22 protein-coding genes and 1 pseudogene are annotated in these 18,941 nt (G+C 59.8%); 15 read left to right on the forward strand and 8 right to left on the reverse strand.

Features of this window, described 5'->3' with window-relative positions:
* Positions 1-2: 2 nt before the first annotated feature.
* The 3 genes from M5G20_RS14270 to ppnN all read right to left on the reverse strand — a co-directional run bounded on the left by M5G20_RS14270 (position 3) and on the right by ppnN (position 3,336).
* Entirely contained in the window at positions 3-455 is a 453-nt protein-coding gene (locus M5G20_RS14270; RefSeq protein WP_273919589.1) for a hypothetical protein, read from the reverse strand.
* Between the two features lie 170 nt (positions 456-625).
* A complete protein-coding gene (locus M5G20_RS14275; protein ID WP_150736252.1) occupies positions 626-1,366 on the reverse strand; it encodes a response regulator in 741 nt (246 codons plus the stop codon).
* 596 nt (positions 1,367-1,962) lie between these two features.
* Complete coding sequence (gene ppnN / locus M5G20_RS14280; protein WP_273919590.1) at positions 1,963-3,336, reverse strand: nucleotide 5'-monophosphate nucleosidase PpnN; 1,374 nt, start codon at positions 3,334-3,336, stop codon at positions 1,963-1,965.
* A 231-nt stretch (positions 3,337-3,567) separates the two neighbouring features.
* On the opposite strand from ppnN, the gene M5G20_RS14285 reads away from it, so the two are divergent.
* Positions 3,568-4,095, forward strand: coding sequence for a DUF3087 domain-containing protein (locus M5G20_RS14285; RefSeq protein WP_273919591.1), 528 nt, complete (start codon positions 3,568-3,570; stop codon positions 4,093-4,095).
* An 88-nt stretch (positions 4,096-4,183) separates the two neighbouring features.
* A complete protein-coding gene (locus M5G20_RS14290; protein WP_273919592.1) occupies positions 4,184-5,737 on the forward strand; it encodes a sensor domain-containing diguanylate cyclase in 1,554 nt (517 codons plus the stop codon).
* 41 nt (positions 5,738-5,778) lie between these two features.
* On the opposite strand, the gene M5G20_RS14295 is transcribed toward M5G20_RS14290, so the two are convergent.
* Entirely contained in the window at positions 5,779-6,162 is a 384-nt protein-coding gene (locus M5G20_RS14295; protein WP_273919593.1) for a DUF2784 domain-containing protein, read from the reverse strand.
* Between the two features lie 35 nt (positions 6,163-6,197).
* Positions 6,198-6,308 (reverse strand): annotated as a pseudogene (locus tag M5G20_RS14300) (sensor domain-containing diguanylate cyclase); the annotation flags it as partial.
* A 139-nt stretch (positions 6,309-6,447) separates the two neighbouring features.
* Here M5G20_RS14300 and M5G20_RS14305 point away from each other — a divergent pair.
* The 3 genes from M5G20_RS14305 to M5G20_RS14315 all read left to right on the forward strand — a co-directional run bounded on the left by M5G20_RS14305 (position 6,448) and on the right by M5G20_RS14315 (position 7,679).
* Entirely contained in the window at positions 6,448-7,146 is a 699-nt protein-coding gene (locus M5G20_RS14305) for an AzlC family ABC transporter permease (protein WP_273919594.1), read from the forward strand.
* Positions 7,146-7,457 (forward strand): AzlD domain-containing protein, encoded by a 312-nt coding sequence (locus M5G20_RS14310; RefSeq protein ID WP_191635301.1) that lies wholly within the window; start codon positions 7,146-7,148, stop codon positions 7,455-7,457. Before M5G20_RS14305 ends, M5G20_RS14310 begins: the two co-directional genes overlap by 1 nt.
* A 66-nt stretch (positions 7,458-7,523) precedes the next feature.
* The gene (locus M5G20_RS14315; RefSeq protein ID WP_273919595.1) at positions 7,524-7,679 is read left to right on the forward strand and encodes a hypothetical protein; all 156 of its coding nucleotides are present in this window, start codon (positions 7,524-7,526) and stop codon (positions 7,677-7,679) included.
* Between the two features lie 76 nt (positions 7,680-7,755).
* Here the strand turns inward: M5G20_RS14315 and M5G20_RS14320 are convergent, their stop codons facing one another.
* Entirely contained in the window at positions 7,756-8,025 is a 270-nt protein-coding gene (locus M5G20_RS14320; protein ID WP_273919693.1) for a hypothetical protein, read from the reverse strand.
* 258 nt (positions 8,026-8,283) lie between these two features.
* On the reverse strand, positions 8,284-8,964 hold the full coding sequence (locus M5G20_RS14325) for an SOS response-associated peptidase family protein (RefSeq protein WP_273919596.1): 681 nt from the start codon (positions 8,962-8,964) through the stop codon (positions 8,284-8,286).
* A 209-nt stretch (positions 8,965-9,173) separates the two neighbouring features.
* On the opposite strand from M5G20_RS14325, the gene M5G20_RS14330 reads away from it, so the two are divergent.
* Both M5G20_RS14330 and M5G20_RS14335 read left to right on the forward strand, forming a co-directional pair.
* Positions 9,174-10,073: a polysaccharide deacetylase family protein gene (locus M5G20_RS14330; protein WP_273919597.1), complete on the forward strand. Its 900-nt coding sequence runs from the start codon at positions 9,174-9,176 to the stop codon at positions 10,071-10,073.
* A gap of 112 nt (positions 10,074-10,185) precedes the next feature.
* Positions 10,186-10,425 (forward strand): DUF1652 domain-containing protein, encoded by a 240-nt coding sequence (locus tag M5G20_RS14335; RefSeq protein ID WP_075949398.1) that lies wholly within the window; start codon positions 10,186-10,188, stop codon positions 10,423-10,425.
* Positions 10,426-10,431: 6 nt separating this feature from the next.
* Here the strand turns inward: M5G20_RS14335 and M5G20_RS14340 are convergent, their stop codons facing one another.
* Positions 10,432-11,316: a LysR family transcriptional regulator gene (locus tag M5G20_RS14340; RefSeq protein ID WP_273919598.1), complete on the reverse strand. Its 885-nt coding sequence runs from the start codon at positions 11,314-11,316 to the stop codon at positions 10,432-10,434.
* A 127-nt stretch (positions 11,317-11,443) separates the two neighbouring features.
* On the opposite strand from M5G20_RS14340, the gene M5G20_RS14345 reads away from it, so the two are divergent.
* From M5G20_RS14345 to M5G20_RS14380, 8 genes are all read left to right on the forward strand, one after another.
* Positions 11,444-12,592: a muconate cycloisomerase family protein gene (locus M5G20_RS14345; protein ID WP_273919599.1), complete on the forward strand. Its 1,149-nt coding sequence runs from the start codon at positions 11,444-11,446 to the stop codon at positions 12,590-12,592.
* A 10-nt stretch (positions 12,593-12,602) separates the two neighbouring features.
* Positions 12,603-12,893 carry a muconolactone Delta-isomerase gene (catC, locus tag M5G20_RS14350; protein ID WP_034150962.1) on the forward strand — a complete coding sequence of 97 codons (291 nt, stop codon included), beginning with the start codon at positions 12,603-12,605 and terminating at the stop codon, positions 12,891-12,893.
* Positions 12,894-12,948: 55 nt separating this feature from the next.
* Positions 12,949-13,878: a catechol 1,2-dioxygenase gene (gene catA, locus M5G20_RS14355; protein WP_273919600.1), complete on the forward strand. Its 930-nt coding sequence runs from the start codon at positions 12,949-12,951 to the stop codon at positions 13,876-13,878.
* 194 nt (positions 13,879-14,072) lie between these two features.
* On the forward strand, positions 14,073-15,032 hold the full coding sequence (locus M5G20_RS14360) for an AraC family transcriptional regulator (protein WP_273919601.1): 960 nt from the start codon (positions 14,073-14,075) through the stop codon (positions 15,030-15,032).
* A gap of 254 nt (positions 15,033-15,286) precedes the next feature.
* Positions 15,287-16,651, forward strand: a complete 1,365-nt coding sequence (benA, locus tag M5G20_RS14365) for a benzoate 1,2-dioxygenase large subunit (RefSeq protein WP_273919602.1) — start codon at positions 15,287-15,289, stop codon at positions 16,649-16,651.
* Entirely contained in the window at positions 16,648-17,136 is a 489-nt protein-coding gene (gene benB / locus M5G20_RS14370) for a benzoate 1,2-dioxygenase small subunit (RefSeq protein ID WP_273919603.1), read from the forward strand. Before benA ends, benB begins: the two co-directional genes overlap by 4 nt.
* A 10-nt stretch (positions 17,137-17,146) precedes the next feature.
* Positions 17,147-18,160 (forward strand): benzoate 1,2-dioxygenase electron transfer component BenC, encoded by a 1,014-nt coding sequence (gene benC, locus M5G20_RS14375; protein WP_150736196.1) that lies wholly within the window; start codon positions 17,147-17,149, stop codon positions 18,158-18,160.
* A 7-nt stretch (positions 18,161-18,167) separates the two neighbouring features.
* Positions 18,168-18,941 (forward strand): 1,6-dihydroxycyclohexa-2,4-diene-1-carboxylate dehydrogenase, encoded by a 774-nt coding sequence (locus M5G20_RS14380; RefSeq protein WP_273919604.1) that lies wholly within the window; start codon positions 18,168-18,170, stop codon positions 18,939-18,941.

Genomic DNA, 18,941 nt, shown 5'->3' on the forward strand with positions numbered 1-18,941 from the left:
GATCAGTAGCGCTGATATTTCGAACCGAACTCGGCACGGTTTTCGGCGACGATCAGGCCGCCGAGCAGTGCGTTGTGAGGGATCGAGGCCACTCGCTCACGCAGTTCTTGCAAACGATCGGCACCACCTTCGGCGACGCGGTTCTGGATCAGGCGGTCAGAGCCACCTTCGGCGACGCGGTTCTGGATGCGGTCAGAGCCACCTTCGGCGACGCGGTTCTGGATCAGGCGGTCAGAGCCACCTTCGGCGACGCGGTTCTGGATCAGGCGGTCAGAGCCACCTTCAGCCACGCGATTTTGTTGCAACCGGTCCGAACCGCCCTCTGCCAGCAGCGACTGGATCTGGCTGTTTGACGCGGTGTTCGAGGTGTTGGCCGATGCCAGGCTGGACAAACCAAGACCGCCCACCAGGGCGAGGCCGAGTGCCAGGGACGAAACTTTCGAGAAGTTGAACATGGGTAATTCTCCGTGCGCTTAAGTGTGAGAGGTCAGTAGCTCGTGCTATCTGGTGTTCACAGTTAAACGCCGGGGTGTATCGCTGATGTGTGCCTGAAACGCTCGAAATCGGCGTTTAGGTATCCGGGGGAGGTTTTTATACAGACGGATACAAAACCCTCGGTAATTGCTTATACCTGGGTATCGAGCATTTCCACCGGATAGGAAAAAACGTAGCCCTCGCTGCGCACGGTCTTGATGTAGGTCGACTCCCGCGAGTCATCCTTGAGTCGTTGGCGCAGGCGGCTGACCAGCAAGTCGATGGACCGGTCGAACAGGTCGGCGTCGCGGCCTTGGGTCAGGTTGAGCAATTGATCACGGCTGAGCACCCGTTGCGGGTGATCGAGGAATACCCGCAGCAGCCGGTATTCGGCGCCGCTGAGGGCGACCAGGGTGTCGTCTTCGTCCAGCAAGTGGCGCGCGGTGGTGTCCAGGCGCCAGCGGCCGAAGCTGAGCAGGCGGCCGCTTTCGGTGATCAGCAGGTTCGGTGGCAGCATCCGGGTGCGGCGCAAAACGGCGTTGATCCGCGCCAGCAGTTCGCGGGCGGCGAAGGGTTTGGTCAGGTAGTCGTCGGCGCCCATTTCCAGGCCGAGGATGCGGTCGGTTTCGTCGTTGCGCGCGGTGAGCATCAGGATGGGTGTGGCTTTGTGTTTGCCTGAGCGCAGTTCGCGGCACAGGACCAGGCCGTCATCGCCAGGGAGCATGATGTCGAGGACAATCAGGTCGACCTGGTTGGTTTCGAGGAAGCTGCGCATGTGCCGGCCGTCGGGGACCATGGTGGTGCGCAGGCCGTTTTTTTTGAGGTAGTTGCCTACCAGTTCGCGAATTTCACGATCGTCGTCGACGATCAGGATGTGGTTGGTGTGGTCCATGGGGTGATCCTTTTGTTATTCGCGGTTTGGGGCATTCTAGAGGAGCGGCGGGGGTTGTGGTTGTCGGATTTTTTTGGGCTTGGCGGCCTTGTAGCCGACCATGCTTTGGGTGGGTTGCGTACATATCCGTTTCTGCGGTAACGGCTACTTATGGTTTCGCCTTTACGGCGAGTCACTTGGAAAAGCCCCAAGTAACCAAGGGCTCTTGCCCCTTTCGTTCGGTGCCTCGCTGTGGCTCGGCATGCCCTCGCTCCGGTCCTGCTCCGTGGGCCCGCCGCCATCGGCCATCCATGGCCGGGGGCGGCTAACCCGGCATCCATGCCGGGTTGCCCACTGCGCAGAACCTGCGCTCGGCCTCTCGATGGGGCAAGAAAAGCCAAAGCCAAAGCCAAAGCCAAAGCCAAAGCCAAAGCCAAAGCGAGGCGGCCTACCGGCCGGCCTGTTTGTCGGGTTCGTCCGCATTCCCACCTGTAGGAGCCGGCTTGCTGGCGATGGCGCCTTAACAGCCCCTTCGGAACTTGGCTTTTCCCCGGTCCTGAAAGCAACAAGCCGAAGCAATCGCTCCGGCTTGTGTCATCAGCAGTTCACTCCATCAATCACGCAACCACTCGATAACACGGCACATAAGCCGCACCCCCCGGCAATTTCATCCGGTGCTGCGCGACAAATGCCTTGAGCAGTTGATCCAGCGGCTGCATGACCGCCGCATCGCCTCGAATCTGGTACGGACCGTGTTGTTCGATCAGGCGGATGCCCTTGTCCTTGACGTTGCCGGCGACGATGCCGGAGAACGCGCGGCGCAGGTTGGCGGCCAGTTCGTGGGGCGGCAGGTCGCGGCTCAGTTTGAGGTTGGCCATGTTTTCGTGGGTCGGGTCGAACGGGCGCTGGAAGCCTTCGTCGATTTTCAGCAACCAGTTGAAGTGGAACGCATCGTTGCGCTCGCGGCGGAACTGTTTGACCGCCTTGAGGCCCTGGGTCATCTGCCGGGCGACTTCTGCCGGGTTGTCGATGATGATCTGGTAATGCTGCTTGGCAGCCTCACCGAGGGTGGCGCCGACGAAGGCGTCGATTTGCTCCAGGTACGGCGCGGCGTGTTTCGGGCCGGTGAGGATGACCGGGAAGGGCAGGCCTTCGTTGTCCGGGTGCATGAGGATGCCGAGCAAGTACAGGAACTCTTCCGCCGTACCGGCGCCGCCGGGGAAGATGATGATGCCGTGGCCGACGCGAACGAAGGCTTCCAGGCGTTTTTCGATGTCCGGCAGGATCACCAGTTCGTTGACGATCGGGTTCGGCGCCTCGGCGGCAATGATGCCCGGTTCAGTCAAACCGAGGTAGCGGCCACCGTGGATGCGCTGTTTGGCGTGGGCGATGGTGGCGCCTTTCATCGGGCCTTTCATCACGCCTGGGCCACAGCCGGTGCACACGTCGAGGCTGCGCAGGCCCAGTTCGTGGCCGACTTTCTTGGTGTATTTGTATTCTTCGGTGTTGATCGAGTGGCCACCCCAGCACACCACGATCTTCGGCTCGACGCCGGGGCGCAGGGTGCGGGCGTTGCGCAGCAGGTGGAAGACGTAGTCGCTGATGCCCTGGGAAGTGCTCAGGTCGATACGTTGGCTGTCGAGTTCGTTTTCGGTATAGACGATGTCGCGCAGGGCGCTGAACAGCATTTCACGGGTGCTGGCGATCATTTCGCCATCGACGAAAGCGTCGGCGGGGGCGTTCAGCAGTTCCAGGCGTACGCCGCGGTCCTGTTGGTGAATGCGGATTTCGAAGTCCTTGTAGGCTTCGAGAATGGTCTTGGCGTTGTCGACGTGGGCGCCGGTGTTGAGGATGGCCAGGGCGCATTGGCGGAAGATGTCGTAGGTGCTGCCGGATCCGGCTTCGCTCAGTTGCTGGACTTCCCGTTGGGAGAGTGTTTCCAGGCTGCCTTTCGGGCTGACCGAAGCATTGATTACTTGTCGTTGGGTCATTCAATGATCCTTAAAACGATGTCATTCCTACAGAAACAACGAATGGCATCCGAATAGTGTGTATCCATGAAAGAAGATGGCACTAAATACGCGGTCTCGCCATGTCCCCGATTGACGATGAAAAGATGAAAAGGGAGCCCAGCATAGCTAAATCCCGTGCAGAGGCGATAATGCCCCGCAGTCTTTTTGATGCAGAGTCTTTTTATCACTGAAGAAAGGAATCGCGACGCAATGTTCGAAATCCAGCCGATGGACGCCCAAACCTACCGGCAACAGACCCGGCGCAGCACGCTGATCATTGCGCTGATCTTCGTGGCGCTGGCGATGATGCTCTCCACAGCGGCGGTGGCTTTGTTCGGCGAACCTGGCGGCGACAACCTGCGGTTCAACATCGGCGGTGTGTTTGCCGCGGTACTGTTGATGGCGGCGCTGATGCGCAAAGTGTTCTGGCGCCAGGAATGGATGGCGCCGGCGGTCTATAGTTGGCAACTCAAGCGCAGCCTGATGAGCGTCACCAACGTGATGCATCACATCACGGCCGCCGTGCAGGCGGATGATCCGACGGCCATGAAGCTGCTTCGGTTCTATCATCTGGGATTGAGCCAAATGCACGAACTGGACGGTAACTCCAGCGACCATGGGCAATTGAGCCGGGAAATGCAGCAACACGAAGCACGAATGCAGGCGCTGGGGCTTGATCCGCAGCAAATACGCCTGGACCCGGCATGGCTGGAGTCGGTGAAGCGGACATCAGGCTGACCCGATAGCGTGGGCATCCCGGGGAAGGCATAGTGATTAGAAATCGAGCAGGAAGCCTCGTTTTCCCAATCATCAAGGAGCGAGCGACATGGGGCATCCGTCCATTCACGATCGTATCGAAAATAGCCGGCCTGGCGTTGCCCGCCTGAAGATTCGCTCCGCCGTGATGCTGCTGGTTGCGGTCTGCCTGTCGATGGCGGTGATGGTCATCTGGGAGGCCTGGAGTTCTCGCCAGTACCACCTGCATGACAAGGAAGTGGCGATGTCCAACCTTGCGCAGACCCTGGCCTCGCAAGTGCAGGCAACGATCAAACAGGCCGATACGCTGCTGTTTACCCTGGTCGATCGCCTTGAAAACGATGGCATCGATGAGGGCCGGATCAATCGCTTGCAGCGTCTGCTCGGCGCCCAGCGCAGTGAATTGAGCCAGATCCATGGCCTGTTTGTGTATGACGAAACCGGGCGATGGATCGCTAATTCAAACGGCGCCGAAGTCGGTGTGGCGAACAATTCCGACCGTGAATACTTCATCTTCCATCGTGATCACCCTGATCGCGGCCCGCACATCGGGCCGTCGATCAAGAGCCGTTCCAGCGGCGAATGGATCATGACCGTATCGCGGCGGCTCAATCATCCCGACGGCAGCTTTGCCGGCGTCGCACTGTCGACGATTTATCTCAGCCACTTCCTGCAGCTCTACGACAGCATCGACATTGGCAGAAACGGTGTGATCAGCCTGATCGCCGACGATGCCCGCATTGTCGTGCGTCGACCGTTCCATGATGCGGACATCGGTTCCAGCCTGACCAAGAGCCCGCTGTTCACTCAGTTGCTGCCCGTCAGCAGTGCGGGGACGGCCACGATCACATCGGTGATCGACGGCGTCGAGCGCGTGACGGGTTATCGTCGGGTCGATGGCTATCCGCTGATTGTCTTTACCGCGTTGAACAAAGACGAAGTGTTGGCGAGCTGGCGCAAGGAGTCGCTGCTCAGTGCCGCCATCGTCTCGTTGTTGCTGGGGTTTTTGGGCGTGTTGGGTTATCGCCTGATCAAGTTGATGAAACAGCAGAACCGCATTCAGTCTGAACTGCTCGGCGCCCAGGACAAGTTGCTGGAGGTCAATCGCAACCTGGAACTGTTGGCGCTGGAAGACGCCCTCACCGGGATGGCCAACCGGCGTCAGTTCGATCTGTTCATTCAGGCCGAAGCGGGGCGTGCCCGGCGCAACCATACCGGCCTCGCGCTGCTGATGATCGATGTCGATCATTTCAAGGCTTTCAATGATCACTACGGGCACCTGGCTGGCGACGACTGCTTGCGCAAGATCGGTGCGATCATCGTCGACAACATCAAGCGTCCCGGTGACCTGGCATCGCGTTTCGGTGGCGAAGAGTTTGCCGTGGTGCTGCCCGGGACTGATTACGTGGGAGCGTTTTTGCTGGCGGAGAAAATCCGTAGCGCGGTGCTCGCCAGCGGCCTGGAGCACAGTGAAAGTCCCGAAGGGGTGGTGACGGTCAGTGTCGGCGTCTGTGGCTACGATGCGGTTTCGCAAGCGGCTACCGAAGACTTGATCGGTGCTGCCGACAAGGCGTTGTACGTGGCCAAGGCCAGCGGTCGCAACATGAGCGTCATCGCCAACTGAGGTGCAGACAAAGCGGGCACTGGCCTGCATCCGTTTGCTCATCATTCCTCGGGATGCGATCTTTCAAAAGACCACCGCTTGAACACCTGAACATAGACCACCCCGTTGACCAGCAACACCAGACCGGCCAGCCACAGTTGAATGCCCGGCGTCAGGCCGGCCGGGTAAATGATCGGCCACACATAATGCTCGATGAAACCAGCGCCATAACCGCTTTGCCCGGCAGCATGGCGCATCAGGTTTTCCCAGCGCGTCAGCGGGCAGGGCAGGTGGAAGAATTCCACCGCCACACCCCATGCGGCGCAGGGCAGGTGCCAGCCGATCAGGCGGCGCCATTTGAGCAGCAGCAACCCGCCGAACAAGACGAAGAGAATGAACGCCAGGTGGAACAGCACCAGCCCATCGGCAGCAATTCGGTAAAGCATGTCGACTCCCGCTGGGGTCAGGCGATCGCTCTATCCTACTCGCGAAAATCAGTGAACTGCGCGCGCATGCGTCCGTTGTGCCTGGCTTGATAGCGCAACTTGTCGACCTGTTCGACGAATTCCAGCGCCGTATTGTGCAAGGACGCATGCTCAACAAAGATCAAACGACGGAGAACTCGTGCGCGATCTGAATGGAGCGGGTTCGTGGCAATGCGCAAGATTGTTCAAGCCTTCGGCTGCGGCTGCTGGCACAGTCTGGCGTCTTTCTTCTGGTTGTAGAGCGTTATGTCCAACTCACACTTGCCGCGCCGTGCGTTTCTTCGCGGTGCCGCAGCGATCATGCCGTTGTCCCTGGCCACCGCGCCCTGGGGCTTGCTGGCCGGTTCCATGGCCATTGAGGCAAATCTCACGCCGCTGCAAGGGCAGGGCCTGTCGAGCATCGTCTTTGCCGGCGCCGCGCAACTGGTGGCCATCGGCATGCTCAAGGGCGGGGCCGGGATCTTTTCGATCCTGTTGACCACGCTGTTGCTGACTTCCCAGCATTTACTCTACGGGATGAGCATGCGCTCGGTGATTTCGCCGTTGCCGGGGCGCTGGCGGTTGGGCCTGGGATTTCTGCTCACCGACGAGTTGTTTGCCCTGACCAGCCAGCACGACAAGCAGCAGTTCGATCGCTGGTACGCCTTGGGCGTCGGCCTGACGTTCTACGTTGCCTGGAACCTCTTCACCCTCGCCGGGATCGTGCTTGGCAGCAGTATTCCCGGTCTTGAACACATTGGGCTGGATTTCTCCATCGCTGCCACGTTCATTGCGCTGATCACCCCGGTGGTGCGCAACGTGCCGACGGTGGTCTGCGTCGCTGTTTCGCTGTTCTGCTCGGTGTTGTTCAGCTATTGGCAGTGGGGCTCGGCGCTGGTGCTGTCGGGGCTGGCAGGCATGACTGCCGGGTTTATCTGCAACAAATTCCAGGGAGCGCGCACATGATGGTCTGGGCAGTCATTTTCGGCATGGGCGTGCTGGTGTTTCTCAATCGTTATGTCTTTCTCGAGCCGCGGCTGCCACTGCGCCTGAGCAGCAATGCCCGGCAGTTTCTCGGCTTCGCCGTGCCCGGGATGTTGACGGCGATTTGCGGGCCAATCGTGTTCATGCCCGAGAAACAACTGAACCTGCAATGGGACAACCCATACCTGATCAGTTCGCTGGTGGCAGTCTGCCTGGTGCTCTACACCCGCAACACCTTGCTCAGCATGTTGTTGAGCATGGGCTTCTTCTTTTTGCTGCGCGGGTGGCTGTAAGTCGGGCACAGGATTCTGTTCTACGCTTAAAACGGATAAACGACCCCTTCAGGAAGAGAGGTGAACATGGCAATCGACCCCAAGCGTCCGGACCCGGAAGACGACAAGGATGAACCGACAGAAGAAGAGCTTGAACAGCAGCGAAAATCGGAGAAGACGTGGAAACACGACGACAGTCGCGAGCTGTCGGATCGTGATATCGAAATTCCATTAAAACCCTGACCCCTGAGCGGGCTCCAGACACGAACAAGCCCCGGTTTTTGGCGGGGCTTTGTCGTGACTGCGACCGTTACCTGGGTTATTCCAGAGTATTAAGGAGGTCCGGATGAGCGGCTCGAAAACCCAATGTCTTGTCGATCCAGGCATTGAGCTCGTTGACCATTACCGGGGGCTTGCCCGGGTAACTTTCGAGGGTTGAACTCAGGATTTCATTGATGTTGGGGATTGAACGCAAGTTACGGGTCTGTATGTATTGCCCGATGAAACAGTCGAGTTGGTAGTGCTCTGTCTTTGTAAGAAAAACACGAGCCAAACTCACGACTTGATTATTCATAAAATCGTCGCGCAATTTAGTTCTCTGCAAGGCTTGGTGTATGGGGATCACTTTATTGCTGACTCTTTGGTCAGCTGATGGTGTCGCTGGAAATACGGCGCGAATATTAGCGTTAGCGACAATAAATGTATGCAAAGCGACTCGCTGGTCAGACCAGCGGTTAAACCCGGGATCCCGGTGTTAATTCAGCGAAACAGTTACTGTTAAAGTTGTAACCTTATCTTTCATGAATAACTGTTATTTATGTCAGAGTCACTGTCGTTATTGACACTTTCAGGTCACTTCAACAATTAATTCCGGTCCCTGGTTTCTCGTATTGCCAACCGCTTTGCCAACCTTGTGCCAGCAGAACGCGTGGCTGTCTTCACCTTGCAAAAGTACCATTTGCTCGGCGCGTTCCCGGGGCGTGGCCGGGTCCAGCCATTCCCGCGCCAGTTCGGCCGAAAACACCACCGGCCGACGGTCATGAATGTCCAGCATGCCGCCGGCGCTGTCGGCGGTGATGATCACAAAGCCGTCGTCTTCCCTGGGCGCAGCGCCGCCCGTCGGGAATTGGCCGATGGCCGCGCAGAACACCGGCCCCTGATCACGTCGCCGAATCAGCCAGGGTTGCCGTGTGCCGTCTCCGGCATCGACCCATTCAAACCAGTTGTCGACAGGGCAGATCGCCCGGTGTGGCCAGATCGCCCGGAAGAACGGACCGTGGGCAACTTTCTCGACCCGCGCATTGATCGGCGCGGCGCGATCCTTGGCCCAATGCGGACGCCAGCCCCAGCGCTGCGAATCGGCGTGCAGGCCGTCGTCCTCCCGATGCAACAGCGCCAGTTGCGTGGTGGGCGCCGCGTTGTAGCGCGCCAAAGGCTGATCGCCGACGTGGTTGATCAGCGCGTCGGGGATGCTCAGCACCGCGACGAAATCGTGGATTCCCCGGTATTGCGACAAGCGTCCACACATCGACTGGTTCCTCTGGCCAAGGCTTTCAGTCTAGTTGCCTCAGATCACGTGCGCCCGTCAGCTGCACCGTCAGTTCCTGTCGGAACCAAACTCTGTGTACCCTTATCCAACTCCGGCTCGCAGCGCGCTGCGGGCCGAAGAAGGATGAACGGTCGAAGGCATTTTGCCGTTTGACGTGTTGACCGTAACGGTCTGACCCAAGGCAAAACATGAAACAGTGGTTGAAGATACTCATGACCGGCGCGGTGGCCGTCAGTCTGCTGGGCTGTATTGCAGCGCCCATCGAAATGACCCCGCAAACCGAACAACGCCTGCGCGCGCAACCACCGATCCGCTTTCTGCTGACATTCGATGACGGTCCCTCCGCCTCGAGTTTCTGGAACCCCACCGAAACCGTGCTCGACAGTCTGGCGGTGAATCCGCTGCAAACGGACATCAAAGCGGTGTTCTTCGTCCAGACCCGTGCCTCGAGGGCCGGCGGCAGCGACATCGGGCGCGCAGTCATGCACCGCGAGCGGGATGCCGGGCACATCCTGGCCTTCCACACGGCCACACCGTCGCACACCAATCACCGTTCGCTTGACGCCCAGCAACTGCAACAGGCGCTCACTGATGGCAGCGCTGATATTGCCGCGATCAGCGGCGCGCCCCCAACTCTGGTGCGGCCGCCATTCTGGAGTTACGACAAGCGCACGTTTGCCGCCTATCAGCAGCATGGCCTGCATGTGTTGCTCACCGACCTGAGCGCCAACGACGGCAAGATCTGGGGCTTCAATGCCAGCCCGCGGCGGCGTTCGCACATGCTGCGTTCAATGTCCGAGGTGCGCGAGCGCATCGCCCGTGGTGAGCTGCCCGTGGTGGACGGGGTCATTCCGGTGGTGGTGACCTTCCATGACCTCAATCGCTACACCGCCCGGCACACCCGCGAGTACTTGCAGATCCTGCTCGACAGCGCCCAGGCGACCGGCGTCAGGACCGCAGACCGGCCGTTTTACGACGACACCGCCGCACTGCAACGCGCAGCAATGGCGCGCACGTTGCGCGACAGTTCGCAGCCGGTTGAACTGCCGGGCATGTGGAACTGGATCTGGAAGGACAATCCGCATTGAACAATCTGTTAAAAGTGAGAGGCATTTAACATTTTTCGCTGGCGCACAATCGGCAAAGGCGATCTATGCTGAAACGGATCCAAACCGATCAACTGTCGCCGAGGCACCGGCCATGGTTCCTATTTCAGTACTTTGCAACATAGTAGAGTCCGGTTTTGAGCCGCTGACCTGCGAGTGCACGGAAACCCTGGGCCTATTGCGCATCGAGGTTTTCGAGCCTGCTTCCGGCGACGTCAAGTTGTTGATCGATGGTGTTTCGACCGAGCAACTGACCAGTGTGCGCGCCATCTCCGAGCTGATCGGCGAGTTGCGTACCGAGATGAGCGCCGGGCGCCGGGCCTTTGCCGGCTAAGCGTTTTCAGTTTCTCGGCAACAGTTCATCAATCATCCGCAGGCAATGGTTCAAGCCCGGCGACACATCGCCCGCCCGCCGACTGAGAATGATCGGCGAGGTCGCGTTATCTTCCAGTAATGGCGTGAAGCCGATGTCGTCGCGGTGCAGCAATTGCACCGAGGCCGGCACCAGCGTGACCCCGATTCCGGCCCCCACCAAACCAATCGCCGTTTGCAGTTCATTGGTCCATTGCGCGACGTGGATGCTCACGCCGTAGGATTCGAACAGCGCGATGACGTGATCGGCATAGCTGGGGCGCGGGTTGCCGGGGTAGAGCACAAAGGGTTCCCTGGCCAGATCGCGCAGGCTGATGGGGCCGGCAAGCAAAGGATGCCCGGCGGGCAGGGCGGCAACCAGGCGGTCTTCGGTCAGTACGGTTTGTACGATGGCCGGGTCGTCGATGCGGATACGTCCGAAACCGATATCGATACGTCCGGCCTTCAACGCCTGTACCTGTTGCAGGGTGGTCATTTCCGAAAGGCCCAACTCCAGCTCCAGCGGCTCGCCACTGCGTAAGCGGCGGATCAGTTCCGGGAGCACGCCGTACAGCGTCGACGGCGCAAAACCGATGCCCAGCCAGGTTTTTTCTCCCAGTCCGATGCGCCGCGTGTTGTCGCAAATCTTGTTCAGCTGTTCGAGCAGGGCGGTGGAGTGTTCATGGAAAAACCGCCCGGCGTCGGTCAATTTCAGTGGTCGCCCACGCTCCAGCAGGATCACCCCCAGTTCATCCTCCAGCTGCTGGATCTGCCGGCTCAAGGGCGGCTGGGCGATGTGCAGCAGTTCGGCGGCGCGGGTGAAGTTGAGGGTTTGCGCCAAGACCTGGAAATAGCGCAGGTGCCGCAGTTCCATGGAGCCTCCGGATGTCAGTTGTTTGCATACCTTTAAGGTATCAAGTCAGACCAATTCTATATTGGCATCGAAAAAAAAGCCGTACGAGAATCGATTCCAGAACTCCAAGAACCTGACGGGTATTGAAATGCTTGCAACAGCCATTGAGTCGATCGAGACGATCATCGTCGATCTGCCGACCATCCGCCCGCACAAGCTGGCGATGCACACCATGCAGAACCAGACCCTGGTGATCATCCGCGTGCGTTGCGCCGACGGCATCGAAGGCATCGGCGAATCCACCACCATCGGTGGCCTGGCCTACGGCAACGAAAGCCCGGACAGCATCAAGACCAACATCGACAAACACTTCGCGCCACTGTTGATCGGTCAGGACAGCGGCAACGTCAATGCCGCCATGTTGCGCCTGGAGCGCAGCATCCGTGGCAACACCTTCGCCAAATCCGGGATTGAAACCGCGCTGCTCGACGCTCAGGGCAAACGCCTGGGGCTGCCGGTCAGCGAACTGCTCGGTGGCCGTGTGCGTGATGCGCTGCCCGTGGCCTGGACCCTGGCCAGTGGCGACACCGAAAAAGACATCGCTGAAGCGGAAAAAATGCTCGACCTGCGTCGCCATCGCATCTTCAAACTGAAGATTGGTGCCGGCGAGGTCAACCGCGACCTGGCCCACGTGATCGCGATCAAGAAAGCCCTGGGCGACCGCGCCAGTGTGCGGGTCGACGTCAATCAGGCCTGGGACGAAGCCGTCGCGCTGCGTGCCTGCCGGATTCTCGGGACCAATGGCATCGACCTGATCGAACAGCCGATCTCGCGCAACAACCGCGCCGGCATGGCGCGTCTGAACGCCATGAGCCCGGCGCCGATCATGGCCGACGAGTCCATCGAGTGTGTGGAAGATGCGTTCAACCTGGCTCGCGAAGGCGCGGCTTCGGTGTTCGCCCTGAAGATTGCCAAGAATGGCGGCCCGCGCGCCGTGTTGCGCACCGCCTCCATCGCCGAAGCAGCGGGTATCGCCCTCTACGGCGGCACCATGCTCGAAGGTGGCCTGGGCACCATGGCCTCGGCGCACGCCTTCGTCACCCTGAACAAACTGGCGTGGGACACTGAGCTGTTCGGCCCGTTGCTGTTGACCGAAGACATTCTCAGCGAACCGCTGGTCTACCGCGATTTCGAGCTGCACGTGCCGAACACCCCGGGTCTGGGCCTGAGCCTGGATGAAGAACGCCTGGCGTTTTTCCGCCGCGACAAGACATCCACCGCCATTCATCAAGCCTGAGGAGAGCGTTATGCTGTTCCACGTAAAAATGACCGTGAACCTGCCGGTCGACATGAATCCAGAAGCGGCGGCCAAATTGAAGGCTGACGAAAAAGCCCTGGCCCTGCGCCTGCAAGACCAAGGCAAGTGGCGTCACCTGTGGCGCATCGCCGGGCATTACGCCAATTACAGCGTGTTCGATGTCGACAGCGTTCAGGAGCTGCATGACCTGCTGATGCAACTGCCGCTGTTCCCGTACATGGCCATCGAGATCGACGCGATGTGCCGGCATCCATCTTCCATCCGTGACGACGACCGCTGAGCCCAGCCTGTTCAGCGCGCTAACCTAATAATTACAAGATGAGGAACCCACCAACATGAACGTCAAGATTTCCCACACTGCCGAAGTCCAGAATTTTCTCGAAGAGGCCAGCGGCCTGCAGAACGACGCCGGTAATCCACGGACCAAGGCGCTGATCTACCGCATCCTGCGTGACTCGGTGAACATCATCGAAGACCTCGCCGTGACCCCGGAAGAGTTCTGGAAGGCGGTCAACTACCTCAACGTGCTGGGTGCGCGTCAGGAAGCCGGGCTGGTGGTGGCCGGTCTCGGTCTGGAGCACTACCTCGACCTGCTGATGGACGCCGAAGACGAGCAGGCCGGTAAATCCGGCGGTACGCCGCGCACCATCGAAGGCCCGCTGTACGTGGCGGGTGCACCGTTGTCCGAAGGCGAAGCGCGCCTGGATGACGGCGTTGATCCGGGTGTGACCCTGTTCATGCAAGGTCGTGTGTTCAACACCGCAGGCGAACCGCTGGCCGGTGCCGTGGTGGACGTCTGGCACGCCAATACCGGCGGTACCTATTCGTACTTCGACCCGGCCCAATCGGAATTCAACCTGCGTCGCCGCATCGTTACCGACGCCGAAGGCCGCTACCGTTTCCGCAGCATCGTGCCGTCGGGCTACGGCTGCCCACCGGACGGTCCGACCCAGCAACTGCTCGATCAACTGGGCCGTCATGGCCAGCGTCCGGCGCACGTGCACTTCTTCATTTCCGCACCGGATCATCGCCACCTGACGACGCAGATCAACCTCGATGGCGAAAAGTACCTGCATGACGACTTCGCCTACGCCACCCGTGACGAGCTGATCGCCAAGATCACTTTCAGCGACGATCAGCAGCGCGCCGCTGCCCATGGCGTGAGCGGTCGTTTTGCCGAAATCGAATTCGATTTCACCCTGCAATCGTCTGCCCAGCCTGAGGAACAACAGCGCCACGAGCGGGTTCGTGCACTGGAAGACTGACAACAAGCCATGTGGGAGCGCGCCTGCTCGCGAAGACGGAGTCAGCGTCAACATCAATGTTGACTGACATTGCGCTTTCGCGAGCAGGCCCGCTCCCACAAGGGTTTCGGTTAGCTGTCTGGAAAATCTCCAGGGACTGATGCGGTGTTCTAGAATGGCCCGAAGCAACTTATAACAACAATGAGAGTGACCCGATGATGCAAGCTCAACTGTTGAGTCAGCGCAGCAGAGTATTCGACCATGCCGACCCTTATGCGGTGTCGGGCTACGTCAATCAGCACGTCGGTAATCATTGCATTCTCATGCCTCGTGCCGGCAGCCCGCTGGCCAGCCTTGACCATCGCAAATTCGCCAGCCTCGACCTGTGCCGCATCAGTTACGGAGCCAGTGTGCGCGTGACGTCCGGTGCGCTGGACAGTATTTATCACCTGCAAGTGTTGCTGCGCGGCAACTGCCTGTGGCGTGGCCACGGCCAGGAGCATTACTTTGCGCCCGGCGAATTGCTGCTGATCAACCCCGACGATCCGGTGGACCTGACCTATTCCGCCGATTGCGAAAAATTCATCCTCAAAGTCCCGACCCGCCTGTTTGAATCCGTTTGCGATGAGCAGCGCTGGCGGTATCCGGGGCAGGGCGTGCGGTTTCTGGAAAACCGTTATCAACTCGATGAGCTGGAAGGTTTCGTCAACCTGCTGGCGATGATCTGCCAGGAGGCCGAGTCCACCGAACAGATCCCCAGGGTGCAGGAGCATTACACGCAGATCATCGTCAGCAAGATGCTCAGCCTGATGAGAACCAACGTCTGCCGCCTTGAACTGAGCTCGCAGACGGCCACCTTCGAGGCAATTGCCGATTACATCGCCAATAACCTCAAGCAGGACATCGACAGTGAAGAACTCGCGCGCCAGGCGCACATGAGCTTGCGTTCGCTGTATGGCCTGTTCGAGCGCAATGCCGGACTCACGCCAAAAAACTACCTGCGCCAGAAACGACTGGAACGCATCAACGCCTGCCTCAGCGACCCGACCTGCAATGTGCGCAACGTCACCGAAGTGGCGATGGATTACGGCTTCCTGCACCTGGGGCGGTTCTCCGACAGCTATCGCAAGCAGTTCGGTGAATTACCGTCCGATACCCTCAAGCGCCGGCACTGAAACCGGCACGTCCAACATTCATGGCGCCTGACCCGACGCCTTCGCGAGCAGGCTCGCTCCCACACTGGATCGCGTTACCCCTGTGGGAGCGAGCCTGCTCGCGAAGGGGCCTGCACAGTCACCCTTGATAGCGCCTGACACACCGCAAGCCCCCTGCACAAAACGGATAAAGGTCTGCACCCCGCGGATAGTCCAGCCCATTGCCCCGTCCTAGCATGACCCCTGCCTGAACAATAACAATGGAGGCGGCGGCCATGACCCTGCGACCCGAATATTTGCATTCCCTGCTTGAAGACGATGCCGAACAAGGCGTCTATCGCTGCAAGCGTGAGATGTTCACCGACCCCCGGTTGTTCGATCTGGAGATGGAACACATCTTCGAAGGCAACTGGCTGTATCTGGCCCACGAAAGCCAGATCCCCAATATCAATGACTTCTACACCACCACCATGGGGCGCCAGTCGATCTTCATCGCGCGCAACAAGGACGGTGTGCTCAACGCCTTCATCAACGCCTGCAGTCATCGCGGCGCGACCCTGTGCCGGCACAAGTCCGGCAACAAAAGCTCCTACACCTGCCCGTTCCACGGCTGGACCTTCAACAATTCCGGCAAGCTACTCAAAGTCAAAGACCCGGCCAACGCCGGTTACCCGGCGAGCTTCAATTGCGAAGGCTCTCACGACCTGACCAAAGTGGCGCGTTTCGAATCCTATCGCGGTTTCCTGTTTGGCAGCCTGAAGGCCGATGTGTTGCCGCTGGTGGAGCACTTGGGCGAGTCGGCGAAAATCATCGACATGATCGTCGATCAGTCGGCTGAAGGCCTGGAAGTGCTGCGCGGTTCTTCGAGCTACATCTACGAAGGCAACTGGAAACTCACCGCCGAAAACGGTGCCGATGGTTACCACGTCAGCTCCGTGCACTGGAACTATGCGGCCACCCAGAACCAGCGCAAACAGCGCGAAGCCGGTGATGAAAACCCGACCATGAGCGCCGGCAGCTGGGCCAAGCAGGGCGGTGGTTTCTATTCCTTCGACAAGGGCCACATGCTGCTCTGGACCCGGTGGGCCAACCCCGAGGATCGTCCGCTGTACGAACGTCGCGACGAGCTGGCGCAAGATTTCGGCAAGGCTCGCGCCGACTGGATGATCGAAAACTCGCGCAACCTGTGCCTGTACCCGAACGTGTACCTGATGGACCAGTTCAGCTCGCAGATTCGTATCGCCCGGCCGATCTCGGTCAACCGTACGGAAATCACCATTTACTGCATCGCGCCAAAGGGCGAGAGCGATCACGCGCGGTCGAGCCGGATTCGTCAGTACGAAGACTTCTTCAACGTCAGCGGCATGGCCACGCCGGACGACCTGGAAGAGTTTCGCTCGTGCCAGACCAGCTACCAGGGCAGCGTCACCACCTGGAACGACATGTCCCGGGGTGCCGAGCACTGGATCGATGGCGCCGATGAGGCGGCAAAAGAAATCGACCTGCATCCGCTGCTCAGCGGTGTGCGCACCGAGGACGAAGGCCTGTTCGTGCTGCAACACAAGTATTGGCAGCAGACCATGCTCAAGGCCCTGGCGGCCGAGCAGTCGAAACTGATCGCCGTGGAGGACGTGCAATGACCATTTCCTATGAAGCGGTGCGCGACTTCCTTTATCGCGAAGCACGCTACCTCGACGACCGCCAGTGGGACGACTGGCTGGAAATGTATGCCGTTGACGCGACCTACTGGATGCCGTCCTGGGACGACAACGATGAACTGACCGAAGACCCGCAGCGGGAAATCTCGCTGATCTGGTACGGCAACCGCACCGGCCTTGAAGACCGCATCTTCCGCATCAAGACCGAGCGCTCCAGCGCCAGCGTGCCGGACACCCGCACGTCCCACAACATCAGCAACATCGAGCTACTGGAACAAGCCGACGGACTGTGCAAGGTGCGCTTCAACTGGCACACCCTGAGCTTTCGCTACAAAACCGTCGACAGCTATTTCGGCAGCAGTTTCTACACCCTCGATGTGCGCGGTGAAAACCCGCTGATCAAGGCCAAGAAAGTGATTCTGAAGAACGATTACGTTCGCCAGGTCATCGATGTTTACCATTTGTGAGACTGCCGTCATGACCCATTCCATCGCGTTCAATTTTGAAGACGGCGTCACTCGATTCATCGACGCCAACGTCGGCGAAACCGTGGCCGATGCCGCGTACCGCCAAGGCATCAACATTCCGCTGGACTGCCGCGACGGCGCCTGCGGCACCTGTAAGTGCTTTGCCGAAGCCGGGCAATACGATTTGGGCGAGGAGTACATCGAAGACGCCCTCAGCCCTGAAGAGGCCGAACAAGGGTTTGTCCTGACCTGCCAGATGCGCGCCCAGAGCGATTGCGTGGTGCGGGTGCCAACGTCCTCCGAGGTCTGCCGCACCCGTCAGGCCAGCTACGACGCGACCATCAGCGCCGTGCGCCAGTTGTCCGACAGCACCATCGCGCTGTCGATCAAGGGTGAGGCGTTGAGCAAACTGGCATTCTTGCCGGGGCAGTACGTGAACCTGGGCATTCCCGGCAGCGAGCAGACCCGCGCTTATTCGTTCAGCTCGTTGCAGCGCGACGGCGAGGTCAGCTTCCTGATCCGCAACGTGCCGGGCGGGTTGATGAGCAGCTTCCTCACCGGCATGGCCAAGGCGGGCGACAGCATGAGCCTGGCCGGCCCCTTGGGCAGTTTCTACCTGCGCGATATCCGCCGCCCGTTGCTGTTGCTGGCCGGTGGCACCGGATTGGCGCCGTTCACCGCGATGCTGGAGAAAATCGCCGAGCAGGGCAGTGATCACCCGTTGCACCTGATCTATGGCGTGACCCACGATTTCGACCTGGTGGAGCTCGACCGCCTGGAAGCCTTCGCCGCGCGCATTCCCAACTTCACCTTCAGCGCCTGCGTCGCCAGCCCTGAGAGCCAGCATCCGCTCAAGGGCTACGTCACCCAGCACATCGAGCCAAAGCATTTGAATGACGGTGATGTCGATGTCTACCTGTGCGGTCCGCCGCCGATGGTCGAGGCCGTCAGCCAGTTCATCCGCGAGCAAGGTATTGCGCCTGTGAACTTCTACTACGAAAAATTTGCCGCCAGCGCGGCGTGAGGTGCTCATGGACAGATTCACAGATAAAGTCGCGCTGATCACTGGCGCGGCGCAAGGCATCGGCCGGCGCGTTGCTGAGCGCATGGCGGCGGAAGGGGCGAAGCTGATTCTGGTTGATCGTTCCGACCTGGTCTTCGAGGTCCAGCAGCAACTGGGGCAGGGCAGTCAGGTCCTGGCTTTGACTGCCGACCTTGAGCAATACGACGAATGCAACCGGGTGATGCAGAGCGCCGTCAAGCATTTCGGGCGCCTGGACGTGTTGATCAACAACGTCGGCGGGACAATCTGGGCCAAGCCTTTCGAGCACTACGAAGCGTCGCAGATCGAAGCCGAAGTGCGCCGTTCGCTGTTCCCGACATTGTGGTGTTGCCATGCCGCATTACCGTTCATGCTGGAGCAGGGCAGTGGGGCGATCGTCAACGTGTCGTCCATCGCCACCCGCAGCGTCAATCGCGTGCCCTACGGCGCGGCGAAGGGCGGCGTGAATGCACTGACGGCGTGCCTGGCATTCGAAACCGCCGGACGCGGCGTGCGGGTCAATGCCACCGCGCCCGGGGGGACCGAAGCGCCGCCGCGGGTGATTCCGCGCAACAGCGCCGAGCAGAGCCCGCAAGAGAAAGTCTGGTATCAGCAGATCGTCGACCAGACCATCGACAGCAGCCTGATGAAACGCTACGGCACGCTGGATGAGCAGGCCGGCGCTATTCTGTTTCTGGCCAGCGATGATGCTTCCTACATCACTGGCATGGTCATGCCGGTTGGCGGCGGTGATCAGGGCTGA

This window comes from Pseudomonas sp. TNT2022 ID1044 (genome assembly GCF_028656895.1).
Classification (GTDB): Bacteria; Pseudomonadota; Gammaproteobacteria; order Pseudomonadales; family Pseudomonadaceae; genus Aquipseudomonas; species Aquipseudomonas reinekei.